15 protein-coding genes are annotated in these 19,167 nt (G+C 71.1%); 7 read left to right on the top strand and 8 right to left on the bottom strand.

What is annotated here, in order from left to right; translation table 11 throughout:
* Positions 1-55: 55 nt before the first annotated feature.
* The 3 genes from Q8A52_RS21760 to Q8A52_RS21750 all read left to right on the top strand — a co-directional run bounded on the left by Q8A52_RS21760 (position 56) and on the right by Q8A52_RS21750 (position 4,323).
* Entirely contained in the window at positions 56-1,513 is a 1,458-nt protein-coding gene (locus Q8A52_RS21760) for a purine-cytosine permease family protein (protein WP_316754358.1), read from the top strand.
* Positions 1,514-1,592: 79 nt separating this feature from the next.
* Positions 1,593-2,582, top strand: coding sequence for an aldo/keto reductase (locus tag Q8A52_RS21755; RefSeq protein ID WP_316754357.1), 990 nt, complete (start codon positions 1,593-1,595; stop codon positions 2,580-2,582).
* A 655-nt stretch (positions 2,583-3,237) separates the two neighbouring features.
* Positions 3,238-4,323 (top strand): glycerophosphodiester phosphodiesterase family protein, encoded by a 1,086-nt coding sequence (locus Q8A52_RS21750; RefSeq protein WP_316754356.1) that lies wholly within the window; start codon positions 3,238-3,240, stop codon positions 4,321-4,323.
* A 52-nt stretch (positions 4,324-4,375) separates the two neighbouring features.
* Here the strand turns inward: Q8A52_RS21750 and Q8A52_RS21745 are convergent, their stop codons facing one another.
* The 7 genes from Q8A52_RS21745 to Q8A52_RS21715 form a co-directional block, all read right to left on the bottom strand.
* The gene (locus tag Q8A52_RS21745) at positions 4,376-4,882 is read right to left on the bottom strand and encodes a hypothetical protein (protein WP_316754355.1); all 507 of its coding nucleotides are present in this window, start codon (positions 4,880-4,882) and stop codon (positions 4,376-4,378) included.
* Between the two features lie 189 nt (positions 4,883-5,071).
* Positions 5,072-5,545 carry an SRPBCC family protein gene (locus Q8A52_RS21740; protein WP_316754354.1) on the bottom strand — a complete coding sequence of 158 codons (474 nt, stop codon included), beginning with the start codon at positions 5,543-5,545 and terminating at the stop codon, positions 5,072-5,074.
* Positions 5,546-5,716: 171 nt separating this feature from the next.
* Positions 5,717-6,523 carry an aminotransferase class IV gene (locus Q8A52_RS21735; RefSeq protein WP_316754353.1) on the bottom strand — a complete coding sequence of 269 codons (807 nt, stop codon included), beginning with the start codon at positions 6,521-6,523 and terminating at the stop codon, positions 5,717-5,719.
* Positions 6,524-6,722: 199 nt separating this feature from the next.
* Positions 6,723-8,249: an AMP-binding protein gene (locus Q8A52_RS21730; RefSeq protein ID WP_316754352.1), complete on the bottom strand. Its 1,527-nt coding sequence runs from the start codon at positions 8,247-8,249 to the stop codon at positions 6,723-6,725.
* Complete coding sequence (gene pabB / locus Q8A52_RS21725) at positions 8,246-10,363, bottom strand: aminodeoxychorismate synthase component I (protein ID WP_316754619.1); 2,118 nt, start codon at positions 10,361-10,363, stop codon at positions 8,246-8,248. The genes Q8A52_RS21730 and pabB overlap by 4 nt, the downstream gene beginning before the upstream one ends.
* 509 nt (positions 10,364-10,872) lie before the next feature.
* Positions 10,873-11,520: a class F sortase gene (locus tag Q8A52_RS21720; RefSeq protein ID WP_316754351.1), complete on the bottom strand. Its 648-nt coding sequence runs from the start codon at positions 11,518-11,520 to the stop codon at positions 10,873-10,875.
* A 108-nt stretch (positions 11,521-11,628) separates the two neighbouring features.
* Positions 11,629-12,201, bottom strand: coding sequence for a hypothetical protein (locus Q8A52_RS21715; RefSeq protein ID WP_316754350.1), 573 nt, complete (start codon positions 12,199-12,201; stop codon positions 11,629-11,631).
* 179 nt (positions 12,202-12,380) lie between these two features.
* Here Q8A52_RS21715 and Q8A52_RS21710 point away from each other — a divergent pair, with 179 nt between their 5' ends.
* From Q8A52_RS21710 to Q8A52_RS21695, 4 genes are all read left to right on the top strand, one after another.
* Positions 12,381-12,806, top strand: coding sequence for a VOC family protein (locus Q8A52_RS21710; protein WP_316754349.1), 426 nt, complete (start codon positions 12,381-12,383; stop codon positions 12,804-12,806).
* Between the two features lie 121 nt (positions 12,807-12,927).
* Complete coding sequence (locus Q8A52_RS21705; RefSeq protein ID WP_316754348.1) at positions 12,928-13,836, top strand: DUF6424 family protein; 909 nt, start codon at positions 12,928-12,930, stop codon at positions 13,834-13,836.
* Positions 13,837-13,894: 58 nt separating this feature from the next.
* On the top strand, positions 13,895-16,066 hold the full coding sequence (locus tag Q8A52_RS21700) for a TerD family protein (protein ID WP_316754347.1): 2,172 nt from the start codon (positions 13,895-13,897) through the stop codon (positions 16,064-16,066).
* Positions 16,067-16,202: 136 nt separating this feature from the next.
* Positions 16,203-18,689 carry a DEAD/DEAH box helicase gene (locus Q8A52_RS21695; protein WP_316754346.1) on the top strand — a complete coding sequence of 829 codons (2,487 nt, stop codon included), beginning with the start codon at positions 16,203-16,205 and terminating at the stop codon, positions 18,687-18,689.
* Here Q8A52_RS21695 and Q8A52_RS21690 read toward each other — a convergent pair.
* Complete coding sequence (locus tag Q8A52_RS21690) at positions 18,686-19,144, bottom strand: hypothetical protein (protein ID WP_408649229.1); 459 nt, start codon at positions 19,142-19,144, stop codon at positions 18,686-18,688. The genes Q8A52_RS21695 and Q8A52_RS21690 overlap by 4 nt on opposite strands.
* Positions 19,145-19,167 lie beyond the last annotated feature (23 nt).

The following is a 19,167-nucleotide window of genomic DNA, read 5'->3' as shown; positions in this document are numbered from 1 at the left end:
TGGGGCCCGGCGGAGGAATGTGGCCACAGGGGTGTACCAGCACTCAGGAGGCACCGTGACCACCTCAGCGCAGCCGCGGGTGTCGGGCCTGGAGGTCCGGTCCATCGACTACGTCCCCCTGGACGAGCGCCATGGCAAGCTGTGGCACCTGGGCCCGCTGTGGTTCATGTCGAACGCGCAGATCGCCACGCTGGCGGTCGGGCTGATCGGCATCACCGAGGGCGGCAACCTCATCTGGTCGCTGCTGGCGATCGTCACGGGCACCATCCTCGGCACGTTCTTCATGGCCTTCCACTCGGCCCAGGGTCCGCAGCTCGGGCTGCCCCAGATGATCCAGTCGCGGCCGCAGTTCGGCTATGTCGGGGCCCTGCTGGTGTGGCTGTTCGCGTATGTGCAGTACGCGGGCTTCAACGTGTTCAACACCATCCTCGCCGGGGAGGCGCTGCACACCACGCTGCACGGGGGCGTCAAGCTGTGGGTGGTCGTGGTCACCGCGATCGCCCTGGTCGTCGCGCTGGTGGGCTACGACATCATCCACAAGGCCGAGCGGATCCTGACGTACACCTTCCTGGTCGTCTTCGGGGTCTTCACGGTGGGCGTCCTGGTCAATCTGCACTATCCGCCGGGCTCCTTCGACCTGAGCGGCTTCAAGTGGACCCCGTTCCTGGCGCAGTTCGGCGTGGTCGCCGGTTACCAGATCAGCTGGGCCATCTACGTCTCGGACTACTCGCGCTATCTCCCCCCGGATGTGACGGTCCGCAAGACCTTCTACTGGACCTACTTCGGGTCGGCACTCGGCGGTATCTGGCTGATGGTCCTCGGTGCGCTGCTGGCCGCCTGGGCCGGCAAGGGCTTCGAGACGATCGCGTCGATCAATGCCGCCGGCGACGAGGTGTTCAGCGGCTTCGGCGCGATTGTGCTGCTGTTCGCCGCGCTGGGGCTGGTGTCGGTCACCGCGCTGAACATGTACGGCGGGTCGCTGACGCTCATCAGCGCGATCGACTCGTTCAGACGGGTGCGACCGACGCTCGGCGTGCGGCTGGTGACCATCGGATTCACCGCGGCGCTCTCCGTGGTCGGCGCGCTGGCCGCGACCTCCCACTTCCTCCAGAACTTCAACAACTTCCTGCTGCTGGTGCTCTATCTGTTCATCCCGTGGACCGCGGTGAACCTGATGGACTACTACGTCGTACGGCGCGGGCACTACGCCATCGCCGAGATCTTCAACCCACACGGCATCTACGGCCGATGGGGCCTGCACGGCATCATTGCTTACCTGGTGGGATTCGCCGTCATGATCCCCTTCTTCTCGGTCGGCACCCTCTTCGTCGGCCCCGCGGCCAAGGCGCTCGACGGAGCGGACATCTCCCTGTTCATCGGGTTGCCGGTCTCGGCGCTGCTGTACTGGTGGCTGACCCGGTCGATCGACGTGGCGGCCGAGCAGCGAGTGGCCGAGGCGGAGGCCATGGAGCTGGAACGGGCCGCGCACGAACACCGCGAACCCTCGCCTTGACTTCGAGAGCACTCCAAGTCCTAACGTCCCGGACGTAACGGCACGACGATCGATTTCGCAAGGAAAGGCTGTGGCTTCCATGGAACGGCGCACTCTGCGAGACCTCCGGGTATCCGCCATCGGGCTCGGCTGCATGGGCATGTCCGCGTTCTACGGCTCCACCGATCATGACGAGGGCATCAGGACCATCCGGCGCGCGCTCGAACTGGGCGTCGACTTCCTCGACACGGCGCAGCTCTACGGGCCGCTCACCAACGAGAGCCTGGTCGGCGAGGCGATCAAGGGGCATCGCGCCGAGTACGTCATCGCCACCAAGTTCAACTACCGGATGGACGACGCCGTTCCGGGCGACATGAGCACCGTCGGCCGGCAGGACGGCTCCGCCGAGCATGTACGCAGCTCGGTGCACGGCTCGCTCAAGCGCCTCGGGACCGACTACATCGACCTCTACTACCAGCACCGCGTGGACCCCGACGTGCCGATCGAGGAGACCGTCGGCGCCCTCGGGGAGCTGGTCTCGGAGGGCAAGATCCGTCACATCGGGCTGAGCGAGGCCGGGCCGGAGACGCTCCGCCGGGCGAACGCGGTCCACCCGATCACGGCGCTGCAGACCGAGTACTCGCTGTGGACGCGCGACCCCGAGGCCGAGGTGCTGCCCACGTGCCGGGAACTCGGGATCGGGTTCGTCCCCTACTCCCCGCTGGGCCGTGGCTTCCTCGCGGGCCGGTTCTCCTCCCCCGACGACCTCGACGAGGGGGACTTCCGCCGCACCGGTCCCCGCTTCACCGGCGACAACCTGGACGCCAACCTCCGGCTCGCGGCGAAGGTGAAGGAGATCGCCGCGGAGAAGGACGTGACCCCGGCGCAGCTGGCGATCGCCTGGGTCCTGGCCCAGGGCGACGACCTGGTCCCGATCCCGGGCACCAAGCGACGCACCTACCTGGAGCAGAACGTCGCCGCGGTCGACGTCGAACTGACGAAGGAAGACCTGTCCCGCATCGACGCCGAACTCCCGCAGGCGTCCGGCGAGCGCTACAACGAGGCCGGCATGAGGTCCGTGAACCTCTAGCGCGGGCCCTGTTCCCCCTGCCGGGTCGGCCGGTGCGCGGTCGCTCGCAACCCCCCGATGGCGTCGAACAGTTCGGGGGTAAGGAGCCGGAGCTTCGTTCGCCTCCCCATGAAGACATCGCCGAGTTCCATCGTCCGTGGCGCGTCCGTGGTGAGGGCCGGCCAGGTCGTGTCGTGGTCGTGTGCTGTCCACGGCCGGCCGGTGTTGTAGAGGAAGCCGAAGAGGTAGTAGACGTCGGAGCCGTGGAAGGCGCCCGTGGTGCCGGTGCCGATGACCGGGTCGGTGGCGTCGTGGCCGGGCGGGACCTGGATGGACGCGGCCTACGGGATGCCCTGGTCCCTTGTAGACGGTCACTCCCCTCCAGCGGTGCGGCCGAGGAGACCAGGGCGGTCGAGTGCTGCGGACCCGGGACGGTGGGGGACGTCACGCAGGCTCACGGGCACTCCCTGTCGGGTGGGGGCGGGCGAGTCGCCCCATGCTGCGTCGAACTCCCGGGTGCGGCAACCGAATCGGCCGGACTCACAGGTTCCGCGGGGAGCGGGTGACCGCGGCGCGCAACGCGCCGTTCACAGGACCATCACGCCCACGCCCTTCCGCATGTGCGGGGCGGGACTAGCGTCGTCTGTTCGCCCGAACCGACACGAGTGAGGTTTCGATGTCCGCAAGACACATCCTCGCCGGCCTGGCGCTGGTGCCGGTGTTCGCGTTCCCGGTGGCCGCCCACGCGACGACGTCCGGCCACGCAGGTGTGCCGCCGGTGCCGGCCCACAAGGCCCGCTTCGATCTGCAGGCCCACCGGGGCGGCATCGGCATGACCACCGAGGAGTCCCTGGAGGGGTTCGGCAAGGCGATGCGTCTCGGGGTGTCCACGCTGGAGCTGGACACCCACGTCACCAAGGACCAGAAGGTCGTGGTCAATCACGACCGGCAGATCAGCGCCGTGAAGTGCCGCGACACGGCGCCGGTCACGCCCGGCGACCCGATGTACCCGTACGTCGGGAAGTACATCAAGGATCTGACGCTGGCCCAGATCAAGACCATGGACTGCGGCTACCAGCAGCTGCCGGGCTTCCCCGAGCAGGAGGTCGTCAAGGGGTTCCGGATGGTCGAGCTGAAGGACGTCCTGAACCTGGTCAAGAGCTATCACGCCAAACAGGTCAAGCTGAACATCGAGACGAAGGTCGAGGCGGGCGCGCCCGAACAGACGGCGCCGCGCGAGCTGTTCGTCCGCCGGGTGTACGAGGATATCCACCGCTCGGGCATCGAGGACCAGGTCACGATCCAGTCCTTCGACTGGGGCGCGCTGAAGGTGATGCACCGACTCGCCCCCAGGTGGCCCCTGGTGGCGCTCACCAACTACGACTTCCTGCAGGTCGGTCAGCCCGGTGCCTCGCCGTGGCTCGGCGGGATCGACGCGGACGACTACGACGGCGACTTCGTCAAGGCGGCCGCCACGATCCCGGGTGTCACGACCCTCTCCCCCAACTACGGCTTCCCGCAGAGCGGCAAGGTCGGCGACCCGGGCTTCCGCTTCTACTCGGACGCCGCCATGGTCGCCGAGGCACATGCCCGGGGTCTCAAGGTCGTCCCCTGGACCTGCGACGACCCGGCCACCGTGGAAGCACTGATGGACTTCGGCATCGACGGCATCATCACCAACTACCCCAACCACGTACGGCAGATCATGGCCGACCGGGGCATGCGCCTGCCCCGGCCGTACCACCCGCACCGGGAAGGCTGAGCGCGACGGAGCCCGCCCCGGCACGCGGGGCGGGCTCCGGACCTCGCACGGTTCAGCCGGCCTGCTTCAGGTCGGTGATCCTGCGGGTCTTCAGGTCGGACTGCACGTCGATCTTCGTGACCTGCGGGTGGGCGCCGTCGCTCCAGGTCAGCGTGACCCGGCTGGTGGCGTGGCCCGCGCCCGACCCGGTGTAGACGACCTTCCACTTCACGGGCACGTTCTGCGCGAGGAGGATGCCGTCGGCGTGCTCCCTCGCCTCGTACGCGGCGACCTTCCGGCTGGCCGCGGCGGACAGGTAGAAGGAGCGCAACGCCTTGGCGTTGGCGGCCGCCGCCGGGTCCTCGTTGTCCCAGACGGAGTCGATGTAGGCACCGTAGAAGTCGGCGACGCGCTGGGTGACGTCACGCGGGTCGCCCTGAGCGGCGGACACGGCCGTGGCCCGGGTGGTGTGGGTCGTGCCGGTCCCGGCGAGGGCCGGCGTCACGGCGGCGAGGGAAAGGGCCGCGGCGATCGTGGCGGCGGCGACGAGGGGCCTGCGGCCGCGGGTGCGGATGGTCATGGTCTCTTGATCCCCGTTTCGTTGCGGCCGGTCGAGCCCGGCCGTCGGCGGATGTGAAGACCGTATTCCCCGTGCGCCGGTTCCGACATGTGGGGGAAAATTGCCTGTTAACCGAAATGCGTAAATGGTTGCGCCGAATCTCGGACTCGCGGGCCGCTTCTTTCGGACAGGCGGCCGCCGGTTCTTCCGTCAGGCGGTCGTCGGCCGGTTCCGCTCGACCAGCCGGGCAAGCCTGTCGAGGGCCATGCGGGTGCCGAGTTCGTTGTCCTCCCGGGGAATCTCGTCGGGGATCCCCTCGTGCACCATGTCGACGTCCGTCCCGCCGTCCGCCCCGGTCAGCGAGGTGGTCAGGGTCATCGGGCGGCGCAGGGCGTCGTGGTCCGACTCGAACTCGATTTCCTCGACGACCAGTTGGTCCGGTACCAGACGCGCGAAGTGCCCTCGGTACGTGTCCGTGCATCCGCCGGATTTTCCGGGGTTGCCCGGCTCGTCGTAGACGAGGGAAACACGGAAGGCGCCGCCTTCGCGGGCGTCGAACGCGTGGACATGAGCGGTCATGCCGTCGGGTACGCGCCAGGCGGCGACCGCGTCCGGGTCGACCAGGGCCCGGTAGACGGCCGCCGGGGGCGCCTGAATGTGCCCGGAGACTCGCGTGGCGTACATGCCCTCAACCTACTCCGCCCGGCCTCCCGCCGGGCTCACCAAAAGCATCGCGGGATTTCTGATTTCCCACCTCTACGCTCGTCAGTCCGCCCCGAAGTAAACGGAAATCCGCGCACGGCAAGCGCGCCGGTCCATTTGAAAATCAGGCCCGGCGCGGCTCCGGTGCATATTTCAGTGCGCCCGGGGAAGCGGCTCCATCATTTCCTCGAGCCATCCTCTCCATTCCGGCGCGCGCACCGCGGGCCCCGCATTCATCGGCCGGCCCGTCCAGGCCGTGACGGGCCGGATTCCGTGCAGCGCGTTCACCACCCAGACTTCCCGGCCGTCCAGTTGAGCCAGGGTTCGTTCGCGAGGGGCGACGCGCACGCCCGACTGCCGCGCGCGCTCCTGGACGAGCCCGATCGTGACACCGGCCAGCACGGGCAGCTGAGGCGGCGGCAGACACAGGACGTCGTCCTCCCACCACACCAGACTCGCCGTCGCGGTCTCCAGCACCAGCCCGGTGGGCGCGACCAGGACGGCCTCGTCGGCGCCGTGTGCGACGGCCCGTTCCCGCAGACGGGCCAGGGCGGGCAGGTCCGGTCCCTTGCGGCGCGGAAGGGTACGGGGATCCGGCTGTCCGGTCGCCCACACGCGGACGGCCTGTCCCAGGGGCGGGGCCGGCCGCAGGCGAAGCCTCAACTGATTGGATCCGGCGCCGAGCTCGACCCGGGGGAACCATTCGCCGACGCGTGGCAGCGCCGCGGTCACGTCCTGCCAGAACTCCACGAGTCGGCGCAGGGGCGGCCCTCCGCCGCCCTCGCAGTCGCCACAGGCGCGCAGGAAGCGTTCCCGGTGGCGCTCGTGGCCCCGCATGCGTCCGTCGCGCAGCAGCCAGGAGTCGGCGACGAGCAGCCGCCCGTCGGCCGGCGGGCAGGGCGTCAGCCCACCGCCCGGGCTCCAGGCCAGCAGACCCTCCGTGATGGTCGGTTGTGTCATCGGTGCACCTTCCTCGGCTCCTCAGTATTTCCGGTCCGCGACGGCCGGTGCGCCGTTGCGGGGTCCGTAGGGTGCGTGCTCCAGCCAGGCGCCGCACCACGGCAGCGACGGTTCCGCCGACAGCGGTGGTGGCGGCGGCCTACGTGCCGTCGGCACCGAGGCCGGGGGCCACGTCCGGTGGACGGTCGTACGGCACGGGTCACCACGCTCCTCGGCGGACGAGGTGGCGGCGGAGCTTTCCGGTGGAGGTGCGGGGCAGCGAGGGGACGAAGCTGACGCTGCGCGGGACCTTGAAGGCGGCGAGCCGGTCGCGGGCCAGGCAGATGAGCTCGGCCTCCAGACCGACGGGGATCGGGGTGACCGGGACGACGAACGCCCGCAGTTTGCCGGCGCCGCGCAGGTCGGTGACGGCGACCACGGCGACCTCCTTGACCGCCGGATGCGCCCCCAGCAGTGCCTCGGCCTCCAGCGGGGAGACCGTGATGCCGTTGACCGTCTCCATGTCGTCGGCGCGGCCCAGGTGCCGGAAGGTACCGTCGGGTTCGCGGCGTGCCCGGTCGTGGGTGGCCAGCCAGCCGCCGACCAAGGTGCGTGCGCTCTCCTCGGCCCGGTTGAGGTAGCCGGGCGTCACCGTCGGTCCGCGGACCCACAGTTCGCCTTCCTCGCCATCGGATACGGGGTGGCCCGAGCGGTCGCGCAGTTCGACCTCGAAGCCGGGAACGGGGCGGCCGACGGTCCCCGGGTGGTTGTGCAGGAAGCTGTTGGCGCAGAACGCGTGCCCGGCCTCCGTCGAGCCGATCTGCTCCAGGACGGGCGCGCCGAGCAGCTCGGTGATCCGGCGGCCGAGATCGGCGGGCATGCCCTCACCCGCGGAGATCGCGGCCCGGACGGACGCGAAGCACGCCTCGTGGCCGTCCGCGCGCTCCGCAAGGAGGGCCGCGTACGCGGAGGGCACGGAGTAGAGCAGGGTCACCCGGTGCCGCACGACGAGGTCGTCCACGGCGGCCGGGGTCGGGCGGCGGTCGACCAGGACGGCGGAGGAGCCGGAGAAGAGTGGGAAGACGAAGGCGTTGCCGAAGCCGTAGGCGAAGAACAGCCCGGACACCGAGAGGGTGACGTCGTGCTCGGTGATCCGCAGCAGCCGTCTGCCGATGAGGTCGTGGTACGTCCGCGGGTCGCCGTGGCAGTGCACGACTCCCTTGGGCCGGCCGGTCGTTCCGGACGTGTACTGGATGTAGAGCGGCGTGTGGGCTTCGACCTGGTGGGCGGTGGTCATCGGCTCGGCGCCACGGATGAGCGCGATGAGCCGGTCTGCGCCGAGGCGCGCGCGGCGCGGGAAGCGCTCGTCGAGGCCCGGTCCGGTCACGCACAGTGCGGCTTCGGTGTCGTCGGCCATGAACTCCAGCTGGGGTGGGGTGAGTTCGGGGTTGACCAGGACGGCGACGGCACCGAGGCGGGCGGTGGCGAGGAAGGCCGTCACCCAGGCCATGGAGTCGGGCAGGGCGAGCAGCACCCGGTCGCCGGGGCCGACGCCGTGACCGGCGAGCACGGTGGCCGCGCGGGCGGCGAGGTCGTGCACCTCGCCGTGGGTCCAGGAGCCGTGGCCCTGGTGGAAGGCGGGCCGGCCGGTCCACCCGCGCCGCTCGGCGAGCTCGGCCAGGTGGGCGGCCAGATTGCCGGGCGCGCCGGTGCCGGCGGCGCTCAGGGTGGGCTGTGGTGCTGTCATCGGGTCCGCTCCTGTTCAGGGGCCGGGAGCGAGCCGTGTTCCCGGTGGGCGCGCATCGGCGCGGCGGCCTTGAGCAGCATCTCGTCGTACTCGGCGGCCGGGTCGGAGTCGAGGACGATCGCACCGCCGGCCCCGAGGTGCATCCGGCCGCCGGCGAACACGGCGGTGCGGATGACCATGCTGAGATCGGCGCCGCCGCCGCAGCCGAAGTAGCCGAGGGCACCGGAGTACACGCCGCGGGCCTCGGTCTCCAGCGCGTCGATGATCTCCATGGTGCGCAGCTTGGGCGCGCCCGTCATGGAACCGCCGGGGAAGCAGGCGCGTACGCAGTCCACGGCGGCGGTGCCCTCGCGCAACCGTCCCTCGACGGTGGACACCAGCTGGTGCACGGTGGCGTACGTCTCGGTGGCCATGAGCCGCGAGACCCGTACCGTTCCGGTCTCGCAGACCCGTCCCAGGTCGTTGCGGAGCAGATCGACGATCATCAGGTTCTCGGCGCGGGTCTTCTCGTCCGTGGCCAGCGCGTCCCGCAGGCTGTCGTCCTCCTCCGGGGTGGTGCCGCGGGCGGCGGTGCCCTTGACCGGCCTGGCCTGTGCGGTGCCGTCCGGGGTGATCCGCAGGAAGCGCTCGGGCGAGGAGCCGGCCACGTCGAGCTCCCCGAAGCGCAGGAAGGCGGCGTACGGCGCCGGGTTGACGCGCCGCAGCACCCGGTAGAAGTCGTACGGGTCGTACGGTGCCGGGAGCCGGGCGGCGTTGGTGAGGCAGACCTCGTAACTGGTGCCCGCCCTCAATTCCTGTTGGCATGCCTCGATGTCCGCGAGGTAGGTGGCCCGGTCGCGCACCAGCCAGGGCTCGGCGGCGCGGGCGTAGGGGACAGACGTCGCGGCTGCGGCCGCCGGGTCAGAGGCGACGAAGGTGAGCTGGGCGAGGGTCTGGTCGAGCCAGTCCTCGGCCTCGCGCGCGGCCTGTGGGGTGTCCTCGGCCAGACAGACGGCGTAGGTGGCCTCCTCCTCGTGGTCCACGACGACCAGCCGGTCGGCGAACAGCCAGCAGGCGTCGGGGGTCTGGGCCTGGTGGCGGTTGGGGGAGCCGCAGTCGGCCTTCGTCTCGTAGCCGAAGTAGCCGACGTATCCGCCGGTGAAGTCGAAGGGCAGTCCGGCGCCGTCGACCCGCCGGGTCGCCAACTGTCGCTTGAGGTGGTCGAAGACGCTCGCCCGGACCTTGCGCGGCGGGCGTCCGGGCCGTTCGACCTCGCAGACGCCGGCGTCGACGTCGTACCGCACGAACTCGCTGAGCGGACCGGAGCCGTCTCCTAAGAACGAGAAGCGGGAGCGGCCCTGTTCGACGAGGGAGCTGTCGAGCCAGAAGGCCCGGGGGGCCTCGGCGTGGAGCCGGGTGAAGGCCGCCTCGGTGTCGACGGCGGTGGCGATGCTGCGGTGGTGCAGCCGGTAGGTGGGGGCGACGGACCGGCGGGGGCGGGGCATGGCCGCGGCGGTCGGGGTGATCGTGGTGTTCTTCGTACGGGTCCTGTGGATGCGTTCCGCCGTGAGGTTGCGGAAGTTCATCATCAGGCGGTGACCGTGGTCGGTGAGAACGGCCTCGGGGTGGAACTGCACGCCCCACAGGGGCCGGGTGCGGTGCCGCAGGCCCATGAGGACCCCGTCCTCGGCCCAAGCCGTGGCCTGGAGGGTGTCGGGCAGTGGCTCGGCGACGGCCAGCGAGTGGTAGCGCACGGCGGTGAAGTTCTGCGGGAGCCCGTGGAACAGGCCCTGCCCGTCGTGCCGTACCGCCGAGAGGTGCCCGTGCCGGGGCTGTGGCGCGGGCTCCACGCGGGCTCCTTCTCCCGCCGCGATGCCCTGGTGGCCCAGGCAGACGCCGAGCACCGGGATCGGGGACTGCGCGACGACCTGGGCGGCGATGCCGAAGTCCCGTGGCTCGGCGGGGTGTCCCGGCCCCGGCGACACCACGACGTTGTCGAAACCGCGCAGGTCGGGGAGGTCGTCGGCCGGGGTGTCGTTGAGGACGACCACCGGCTCCTCGCCGTTCACCTCGGCGATCAGCTGGAACAGGTTGTACGTGTACGAGTCGTAATTGTCGATGAGCAGGGTCTTCACCCGCTCACCTCCCTTGCGTCGTTCTCGGGCCCGGGCCGTACGGCGTTTGTGCCGGCCGCGCAATGCCTGCAGCGGCGGATACAGCCATTTCTCGAAGAAACGCTGAAGGCGCGGCATCAGAATCCAGGTGACGAGGGCCGTCACGCACAGGCAGAGCACCGGCGGGAAAACCGCGCTCATATTCACGAACCACATTTTCCATTTCGGTGGCGGGCGGGACGCCTCCGGCGCAGGGTTCCACGGACCACCCCCAGGCATGGAAGTCGGCCTCACGGCCCGTCATCACGTGATACGCCACCGTGACGGTTACGGGATTCCTGGTCACGCCATTGATTACGCACGACCGTCACTGCACGTTCATGCTTTCAACGAGCATTTTCGACTGTCCGGAACGCAACCCTTTGCCGGCTTTTCCGGGGCGTCTGCGGCATTCGAAGTTCGACCACCCGAACAAAAGCGACCGCCCCGGCCCGCCGTCCTTGGGGACGGGGCAGGCGCGGGGCGGGTGGTCAGACGAGGTGTGCGAAGACCACGAGGTTCTCGGTGTAGTCCCCGACCGACCGGTCGTAGTCGCCGGCGCAGGTGATGAGGCGTGCCTCGGCCCGGGCAGTGTCGCCGTACACCCGGTGGCTGGGGAACTGGTCCTTCTCGAAGGTCTCGGAGCTGTCGACCACGAAGGTCGCGTTCTTCCCGTCGGCCCGTGCCACCGAGAAGTGGTCCCCCGCCTCGAGCTCTCCGAGGTCGGCGAAGACAGCGGCGGACGTGGTCGTGTCGACGTGCCCGGCGATGATGGCGGTGCCCGCCTCTCCGGGCGAGACTCCCCTGGCGTACCAGCCGACGAGGTTCACGTCGTCCCCGGGCGGTGGCAGGAGCTGTCCCGACGGGCCGATGGTGAGGGTGGTGAAGGGGGCGTCCACGTCGATCTTCGGGATGAGCAGACGCGTCGGCGAGGAGCGGGGCAGGTGCTTGCCGACCGGGTGCGCGGTGGGCGAGGACCCTGCGGCGCGCGCTGCGTCGGACGGCTTGCCGTGACCTCCGATCACACTGGCGGCCACGAGCAGGATCGCGACACCCCACATCACCATGCGCATGCCGGAGCGGGCGTCCGGTTCGGCCGGCTCCGGTTCGCCGGGGGTCGCGGACGGAGAAGGTGCCATCGGACTCCACCTCACTAGGACACGGCAGCGCAGCGATCACGGCAGAGGGGAAGCCGACCGCCGGCACGGTGCGCACACGGCGGCGGCCTCGGCTCGGTCGGACGCGGGTCAGGAGGCCGGCCCGGCGACTCTCCTGCGGCGCAGCGCGTACATACCGGTGGCACCGACGGCCAGTACTGCCAGCCCGCCCGCGGTGACGCCGCCCGGTGCGGCGAGGCCGCCGCCTCCGGTGTGCATACCGCCGCTGGGCTTGTCGGTGTCGTCGCCCCACGAGTCCTTGCCGCGGTCGCTGTCCGACCCCTCGTCGCTGTCGTTGTCGGAGTCCTTGTTCTTGTAGGTCTCGGGGTCGTACTTGCTGTTGTCGCCGTCCGAGGCCCAGTCGTCGCTGCTCAGCATGGTGAGCGCACCGCCACCCGTGTGCATGCCGCCGCGCGGCTCGTCGCGGCTGCCGTCGTCCTCGTCCTCCTTGCTGTAAGAATCGCCCTTGCTGTGAGAGTCACCTTTGCTCTGGGAGTCACCTTTGCTCTGGGAGTCACCCTTGCCGTGCGAATCGCTGTCCTCCTGGCTGTAGGAGGAGTCGTCATGGCTTTCGTCACCTCCGGAGGCAAGGGCCCCGGGAGCGGCGATCGCGAGGGCGGCGGTCGCGGCCGCCGTGGCCAGGATCATGCGAGCAGAACGCATGTGGGAGTCCTTCCGCCGTGGCCCGGGCAGCCGACACTCCATCAGCTGGAATCACCCGGCCCCGACATGAACCACCGTCAGTCAGGCCCCCGAAGCACACCATCCGGGCCGCCCAGCCGGGTTACCAACACACCCCGGCCAGCCCCTTCTCCGCCGGGATCCCAGACACGGGTGGCGGTATGAATCAGGACGGCAGAAACCCGCTGGCCGAAGGACGGGTGGCGACCCGGCTCCCGGCCGCGGACCTGGACCGGGCCCGGCGCTTCTACGCCGAGAATCTCGGCCTTGACCCCGTCGACGAGCGGCCCGGCGGGCTGCTGTACCGGTGCGGAGGCGTGGACTTCGTGGTGTTCCGGTCGGCGGGCACTTCGCCCGGCACATTCACCCAGATGGCGTGGGAGGTCGACGACATCGAGGCCGTCGTGACGGAACTGAGGCGGCGCGGGGTGGTGTTCGAGGATGTGGATCTGCCGGGGCTCCGGACGAGGGACGGGATCGCCGACATCGAGGGGAACTACCCGAGCAAGGGCGCACGGGGTGAACGCGGCGCCTGGTTCCGGGACAGCGAGGGGAACATGATCGGCATCGGTCAGCCGGTCCGCTGAGCGGCGCGCGGGACTACTCCGTTCGAGTCGACGCCCCCGTTTTCCGGGCGCACGATGAAGTCAGGGGTAGTTCGCGCCGCGGGCCGGACGCGAGCCCGCGGTCGGCACGAGGAGGCAAGCCATGACCGTCGCCCCTACGCGAGGGAGGACCCGGAAACCGGTCACGCTCCCGCCCGGCGGAGTCGAATCGGAGAACCATCCGTGGCGCATACGTCTCGTCGAGCATCCCAAGCGCTTCGAGTCCTCCTTCTTCCGCGCGGCTAAGCGGGCCGCGCAGCAGATCCTGCGCGAGGTGAGCGACGACGACCTGCCCTACGGTCCGCGGCCGGCCGCCCCGGAGCACTGGGAGATGCACCACGGCGGCAGCCTCTGGGTCAAGGGGAAGAGCGGCTGGCGGATGTTCCGCGCCCGGGTGGGCATCGAGTGGAGCATGCAGTTCTGCGCGGAACCGGTGAAGGTCGACCGGCTCCGGCGGGAGGCGGCCGAACTCGTCGAGGCCTTCCCGCTGACCCTGCCCGCGCTGCGGGACCTGGGCTACGAGGAGGCGGAGCAACTGCTGCGCACCCCGGTCAAGGACGCCGACGGCGTCGAGGCCTGGACCGACTCCCTCTTCAACGCGTGCGTGCCGATGAGCCACGGCAACCACCAGGGGATCCTGCCCAAGGTGCCCGGCGAGCACCACTACCCCTGGCCGGTCAAGGGCGCGGACTTCGTCCGGTACGACGACTTCCAGCTGTGGGTGACCCTGCCCGACGGCACGCACGGCGCCGTCGCTCCGTTGGACCGGCGCGGCTCCGGCGACGGGCATGTGCGGCTGGCCTTCGTGCCCGAGGGCAGCGAGGCGGCCCCGGCGCTGGCCCGGGCGCAGGATCTCGGGCTGATGGCGGTGCTGCCGCCCAACAGCTCGGCCGCCCTCCAGGCGTTCTCGGCGCAGATCACCCCCGGCAGCCGCACCGCGGCCGGCACGCCGGCCGGCCACACGGCGCCACACGGCGGCACACACCCCCCGGGGGACCCGCGCTCCGCCTAGGGCCTGTCGCCCGAAAACCCGTATGCGGCGGCTCATCCGGTTCTGGGATCATGCCGAAATGAGTCACCCTCTCGAACATCTGGTCGTCCGGCACACCCACCGCATCCCCTCCCCCTCCGGTCCGGCAGGGGAAGGCGATGTGGTGGCACGTCAGTTCGACGCTGCGCTGATGTCGGTGGGCTTCAAACTCTCGGCGGACCTGCTGGCGCACCTGTCGGGACTGTCCGGGACGACGGTGGTCGACACGGCCGTACGCACCCTGGGCACCGTCCGCGAGATGGTCGGCGACCACGTCCGGCACAACGTGTACTTCATCGACTTCCCGCAAAACGTCCCGGACACGTTCGACTTCTGGATGGGCTGCGTCACCGAGGCGCTGGCCGACGACAGCGCCCGCGAACGTGTCATCGCCCAGCTGCGCAGCGGCGTGCTCGACCTGCTGACGCTCCCGTCGTACGGCAACTACCGGCACACCTATGCCGAGATGCTCGCCGCCCACGACGAGCTGATCGCGGCCGCCGGTGACCGGATGACGGTACTGCGCCCGGGCGGCGCCCCGGACGACGAGGTCACCGCCCTGTATCTTGCCCTGGCCGGAAGTCCCGCACCGCTGGGCGAGGAGCAGCTGCGTGACCTGGGGATCCTCGCCGGGCACTGCGTGGACGGCCCGCAGCCGGAGGCGATCCCGGTGCGGGAGAACCGCGCCCTGGTCAACCGCGCGCGGCTGGCAGCGGGCGCGGACCTCCTGCTGGACACCGTCACCGATGTGCTGCGCCTCGCCTGCGCGGTGTGCGACGGTGACGTGACCCTCCAGGAGCCGACCCGGTTCCGCGCGCTGGGCCGCCCCGTGCGCCGGGCACTGCTGGCGGGCCTCGACGCCGTCGTCGCCGCGGCTCCCGCCAAGCTCGCCGACGTCCACATGCACCGCGAGGCCTGGAAGCGTCTCGGCGAGCGCCTGCACCCGCACGAGTACCCGCGCATGCCGCACGCCGCCGACGTGTTCGCCGTCGCCCGCGGCGAGAAGGCGGCGCCGTCCCTCGACAGCCGCGTGGAGGAGCTGCTCGGCACGGGCGACGTGGCCGCCGCGGCGGAGCTGCTGACGTCCGCGCCGGGCAAGCTGTTCCGCTCGCTCGACCGGCTGCTGCGCACCGCCCGGACCCAGGACGAGCGCGATGCGGTGGTGGCGGCCGCGGAACGGGTCGCCCCCGAGGTCTTGGGCCGGGTGGTGCTGTCGGTCCGCGAGCACCTCCACAACCGCGCCGGGAACACGGCTGAGCGCCGGGTCTTCGTCAACCGGTTCGGGCGCGCCCATGTCGCCTCCGACGTGCGCCCGCCCCTGCCGAAGCAGGAGCGCGAGCACCTGATCACCGCGCTGGACGCGGAGGTACGGCGCCGTCTCCCGGACGTCGGAGACCTCCTGGTGGACCCCGGCATGCTCGACGTCGCGCTGCCGCTCAGCGGCAAGGCGACCGCGTCGGGTCTCGGCGTGCTGCCCCGCGGCTCGGTCACCCCGGTCGAGGGCGAACTGCTCCGCTTCTTCGTCCACTGGAAGCAGAGCGAGCGCCGCACCGACTTCGACCTGTCGGCGCTGCTCCTCGACGCCTCCTACCGGACCGTCACCTGGCTGTCGTACACCGCTCTGTCCTCCGTCGAGGGCGAGCACTCGGGCGACATCACCGACGCTCCCGAGGGTGCCTCGGAGTTCATCAACCTGCGTCTGGGCGCCGTGCGCGGCACCTTCATCGTCCCGCAGGTCGACATCTACTCCGGGGAGGGCTTCGAGGAGGTCGAGGAGTCCTTCTTCGGCTTCATGCTGCGCGAGGGCGAGCAGCGGGGCCGCCCATTCGAGCCGCGTACCGTACGCCTGAAGTCGGAGCTGCGCGGTCCGGGCCGGGTCGCGCTGCCGCTCGCCTTCCGGCGCGGGGACGACGGCCGGTGGCGGGCCAAGTGGCTGCACCTGTACCTCAAGGGCCATCCCTCCGCGAACCGGGTCGAGGGAAACCGGGTGACGGTCGCGACGCTGCTGCGGGGCGTCGTCGAGCGCGACCAGCTGACGGTGCGCTACCTGACCGACCTGATGACCGACGGTGGCACGGCGGCCACGCTGTGGGACGGCGAGACGGTACCGGAGGGTCCCGTCACCTTCATCGGCTTCGAACCCCCCGAGGGCCTGCACCCGGACTCCCGGATCCTCACCCCGAAAAACCTGCGCGACCTGATCCCCGCCTGACTGCTAGTGTCGATCAAGGCGAGGCCATGAACGGGCTTCCTTCTCAAACCACTCTGATACCAGCCCCTTCGCTCTCCTCGCCACGGGCCTCGTCGGCCTCGCCGACGAGGCCCGATGTGCAGGTGTCCGGTGGACTATGGTCGCTTGCGTGAGACTACGCCCCCACCAGCGCGAAGCCGTGGACGCGGTGGTACGCGCACTCCAACCGCCGGCAGGAGCCTCCCTGCCCCCGCGTGGGCTCAGGACCCAGGTCGTCATGGCGACCGGATCCGGGAAGACCCTCGTGGCGGTCCGCAGCGCCGAGGAGCTGCGCGCGGGCCGGGTGCTGGTGCTGGTGCCGTCGCTGGACCTGCTCGCCCAGACCGAGGCCGCGTGGCGCGCGGGCGGGCGCCGGGGGCCGATGATCGGGGTGTCCTCGCTCCGTGGCGACCAGGCGGTGTTCCCGAACACCACGGACGCGGGGGAACTGGTCGCCCGGGTGCGTCCCTTCGACAAGGTCACGGTCTTCGCGACGTACGCCTCTCTCGGTCTGGGAACCCTGGAGCGGGCGCACGCCGCCGGTCTGCCGGGCTGGGACCTGATCGTGGTCGACGAGGCGCACCGGACCTCGGGGCGGATCGGCAAGCCGTGGGCGGTCGTGCACGACAACGCGAGGATTCCGTCGCTGCGGCGGCTGTACATGACCGCGACGCCCCGGCTGTGGCAGCCGGAGGAGGACCAGCTGGAGCAGGGGGCGCCCGGTGAGCTGGTCGCCTCCATGGACGACGACGCGGACGGCCCCTTCGGCGCCCGGTGCCACACGCTGACCCTGTCGGCGGCGATCGACCGGGGGATCTGCGCGCCGTATCAGGTCGTGTGCGTGGACGTCACCGACACCCAGCTGCAGGCCGCCCAGCTGCTCGGCTTGGAGGGCCGCACGGACGAGATGCGCGGGGCCCGGCTCGCCGCTCTGCAGGCCGCGCTGGTCAAGGCGGCCGGCGAGGAAGGGCTGCGCCGCACGCTGGTGTTCCATCACCTGGTGCGGGAGGCCGAGGCCTTCGCGGCCGGTCTCCCGGCGGTCGCGGCACAGCTGCACGCGGCCGAGCCCCGCCGCTACCCGCGGACGGTGTGGGCCGACTGGCTGTGCGGCGACCACGCGCCTCAGCACCGGCGCCGGGTCCTGGACGACTTCGCCCGGGTCGGCGGCCGGGGCGACAGGGCGTTCCTGAGCTCGGTGCGGGTCCTCGGCGAGGGCGTCGACACCAAGCACTGCGACTCGGTGTACTTCGCCGATGTCCGCGGCTCCATGCCCGACCTCGTGCAGGCCGTGGGGCGCGCGCTGCGCATCCGGCCCGGTGAGGGCAAGACGGCGTCGCTGGTGGTGCCGGTGCTGCTCGGGCCGGGCGAGACCCCCGACAACATGCTCACCAGCCGGGCCTACGCGGGGCTGGCCCGGCTCCTGGAGGCGCTGCGCGCCCATGACGCACGGATCGTGGAGCGCCTGGCCGAGCCGCAGGTGTCCAGCCACTCCCCCAAGGGCCGCAACGTGGGTGGGGCGCGCGAGGAGCACGGTGACGCGGAACTCCCCGGCGTGAGCGCGCCCGCCAGGGCCCTGCTGAAGTTCTCCACTCCGCGTGATCCGGCACGGCTCGCCGCCTTCATCGAACTGCGGGTGATCAACCCGGAGCACGCGCACTGGCGGCGCGGCGTCGAGGCGGCCGGCCTCTACGCGCGCGTGCACGGCGACCTGCGTGTGCCGTTCACCTTCCGGGTGCCCGGGGGCGAGGAGGCGGAGGCCGAGGGGTGGCCGGTCTCGCTCGCCGGGTTCCCGCTCGGACAGTGGATCGCCGACGCCCGCCGCTTCCGTGCCCGCGGCACCCTCGACGACGACCGCGTCCGTCTGCTCGAGCAGCTCGGCATGGTCTGGTCCCACTTCGACCTCGCCTGGGAGGAGGGGCTCACCGCCGCCCGCGCGTGGGCGGCCGAGCACGGGCACCTGCTGGCGCCCCATGACGCCACGCACCAGGGGTTCAGGATCGGCATCTGGCTGAAGAACCAGCGGGCCGCCGCCCGGAGGGCGGCCGTGAGCGACGAGCGGCCGCAGGAGGACGCGACGGCGGCGGGTGCGCTGTCCGAGGAGCGCCGCGAGCAGCTCGACGAGATCGACCCCGCCTGGTGCCCCGCATGGACGGTGGAATGGCAACGCCGCTTCCATCTCACCCGGCTCCACCTGGAGGAGGGCGGGCAGCTGCCCACCGCCGCGGGCGAGGCCGTACGGCAGGGAGAGGACCTCGGCCGGTGGGTGGGCGCGCAGCGCCTCGGCTGGGACGGGCTGACCGTCGGTCAGCAGTGGCTGTGCGAGCACGTTCTGGGCATGGAGCCGGCCGCCGCGGAGGAGCGGCCGAGGCCACGTGTGTCGCACGCGGACGCATGGGCGGTCAATCTGGCCGCCGCCGCGCAGTTCTTCGAGCGCGAGGGCCATCTCGGCGTCCCGCGCAAGCACGTGGAGACCGTCACCGTCGGCTCCGGCGAGGACCGGCAGGTCAGGCTCGGCGCCTGGATCAGCAACCAGCGCAGCCGCGCCGCCGCACTCACCCCCGAACGGGTGCGGCAGCTGACCGACATCGGCATGCGGTGGGCCTAGGGCGGTACCGGGGTCAGGTCCGCGCGCCGGCCGACGGCGGTGAAGGCGAGTACGGCGTTCTGGCCGCCGAATCCGAAGGAGCTGCTCACCGCGTGCTCCATCCGGAGCGGCCGGGGCGCCTTGGCCACGACGTCCAGGTCCATGACCGGGTCGAGCGTGTCCAGGTTGGCGGTGGCCGGGACGACCTGGTGCCGGAGCGTCAGCACGGTACAGGCCGCCTCGATGGCGCCGGCGCCGCCGATGGCATGCCCGATGGTGCCCTTGACGGCGGTGACGGGCGGCGGGCGGCGGAAGACCTGGTGGAGCGCGTTGTGCTCGGCCGTGTCTCCCTGAGGCGTGGCCGCCGCAGGGAACGCCGTGGATTCACCAGCTGCACGAGCGGTGATTATCGCTGGCCCGTGCGCTTGTGCCCGCTTCGGCCACTCCGTTCGGCCGAGAGGCGAACGCGCTACCACCCGGATGCGGGAACGGTCCTGCC

It is taken from the genome of Streptomyces herbicida, assembly GCF_032656585.1.
In the GTDB taxonomy this organism is placed as follows: domain Bacteria; phylum Actinomycetota; class Actinomycetes; order Streptomycetales; family Streptomycetaceae; genus Streptomyces; species Streptomyces herbicida.
This window is presented reverse-complemented; position numbering and strand designations above follow the sequence as displayed.

Bases quoted from the DNA above. Each gene is read 5' to 3' on its own strand.
- Q8A52_RS21755 (WP_316754357.1), top strand. From the start codon at position 1,593: ATGGAACGGCGCACTCTGCGAGACCTCCGGGTATCCGCCATCGGGCTC.
- Q8A52_RS21750 (WP_316754356.1), top strand. From the start codon at position 3,238: ATGTCCGCAAGACACATCCTCGCCGGCCTGGCGCTGGTGCCGGTGTTC.
- Q8A52_RS21745 (WP_316754355.1), bottom strand. From the start codon at position 4,882: ATGACCATCCGCACCCGCGGCCGCAGGCCCCTCGTCGCCGCCGCCACG.
- Q8A52_RS21740 (WP_316754354.1), bottom strand. From the start codon at position 5,545: ATGTACGCCACGCGAGTCTCCGGGCACATTCAGGCGCCCCCGGCGGCC.
- Q8A52_RS21735 (WP_316754353.1), bottom strand. From the start codon at position 6,523: ATGACACAACCGACCATCACGGAGGGTCTGCTGGCCTGGAGCCCGGGC.
- Q8A52_RS21730 (WP_316754352.1), bottom strand. From the start codon at position 8,249: ATGACAGCACCACAGCCCACCCTGAGCGCCGCCGGCACCGGCGCGCCC.
- Q8A52_RS21720 (WP_316754351.1), bottom strand. From the start codon at position 11,520: ATGGCACCTTCTCCGTCCGCGACCCCCGGCGAACCGGAGCCGGCCGAA.
- Q8A52_RS21715 (WP_316754350.1), bottom strand. From the start codon at position 12,201: ATGCGTTCTGCTCGCATGATCCTGGCCACGGCGGCCGCGACCGCCGCC.
- Q8A52_RS21710 (WP_316754349.1), top strand. From the start codon at position 12,381: ATGAATCAGGACGGCAGAAACCCGCTGGCCGAAGGACGGGTGGCGACC.
- Q8A52_RS21705 (WP_316754348.1), top strand. From the start codon at position 12,928: ATGACCGTCGCCCCTACGCGAGGGAGGACCCGGAAACCGGTCACGCTC.
- Q8A52_RS21700 (WP_316754347.1), top strand. From the start codon at position 13,895: ATGAGTCACCCTCTCGAACATCTGGTCGTCCGGCACACCCACCGCATC.
- Q8A52_RS21695 (WP_316754346.1), top strand. From the start codon at position 16,203: ATGGTCGCTTGCGTGAGACTACGCCCCCACCAGCGCGAAGCCGTGGAC.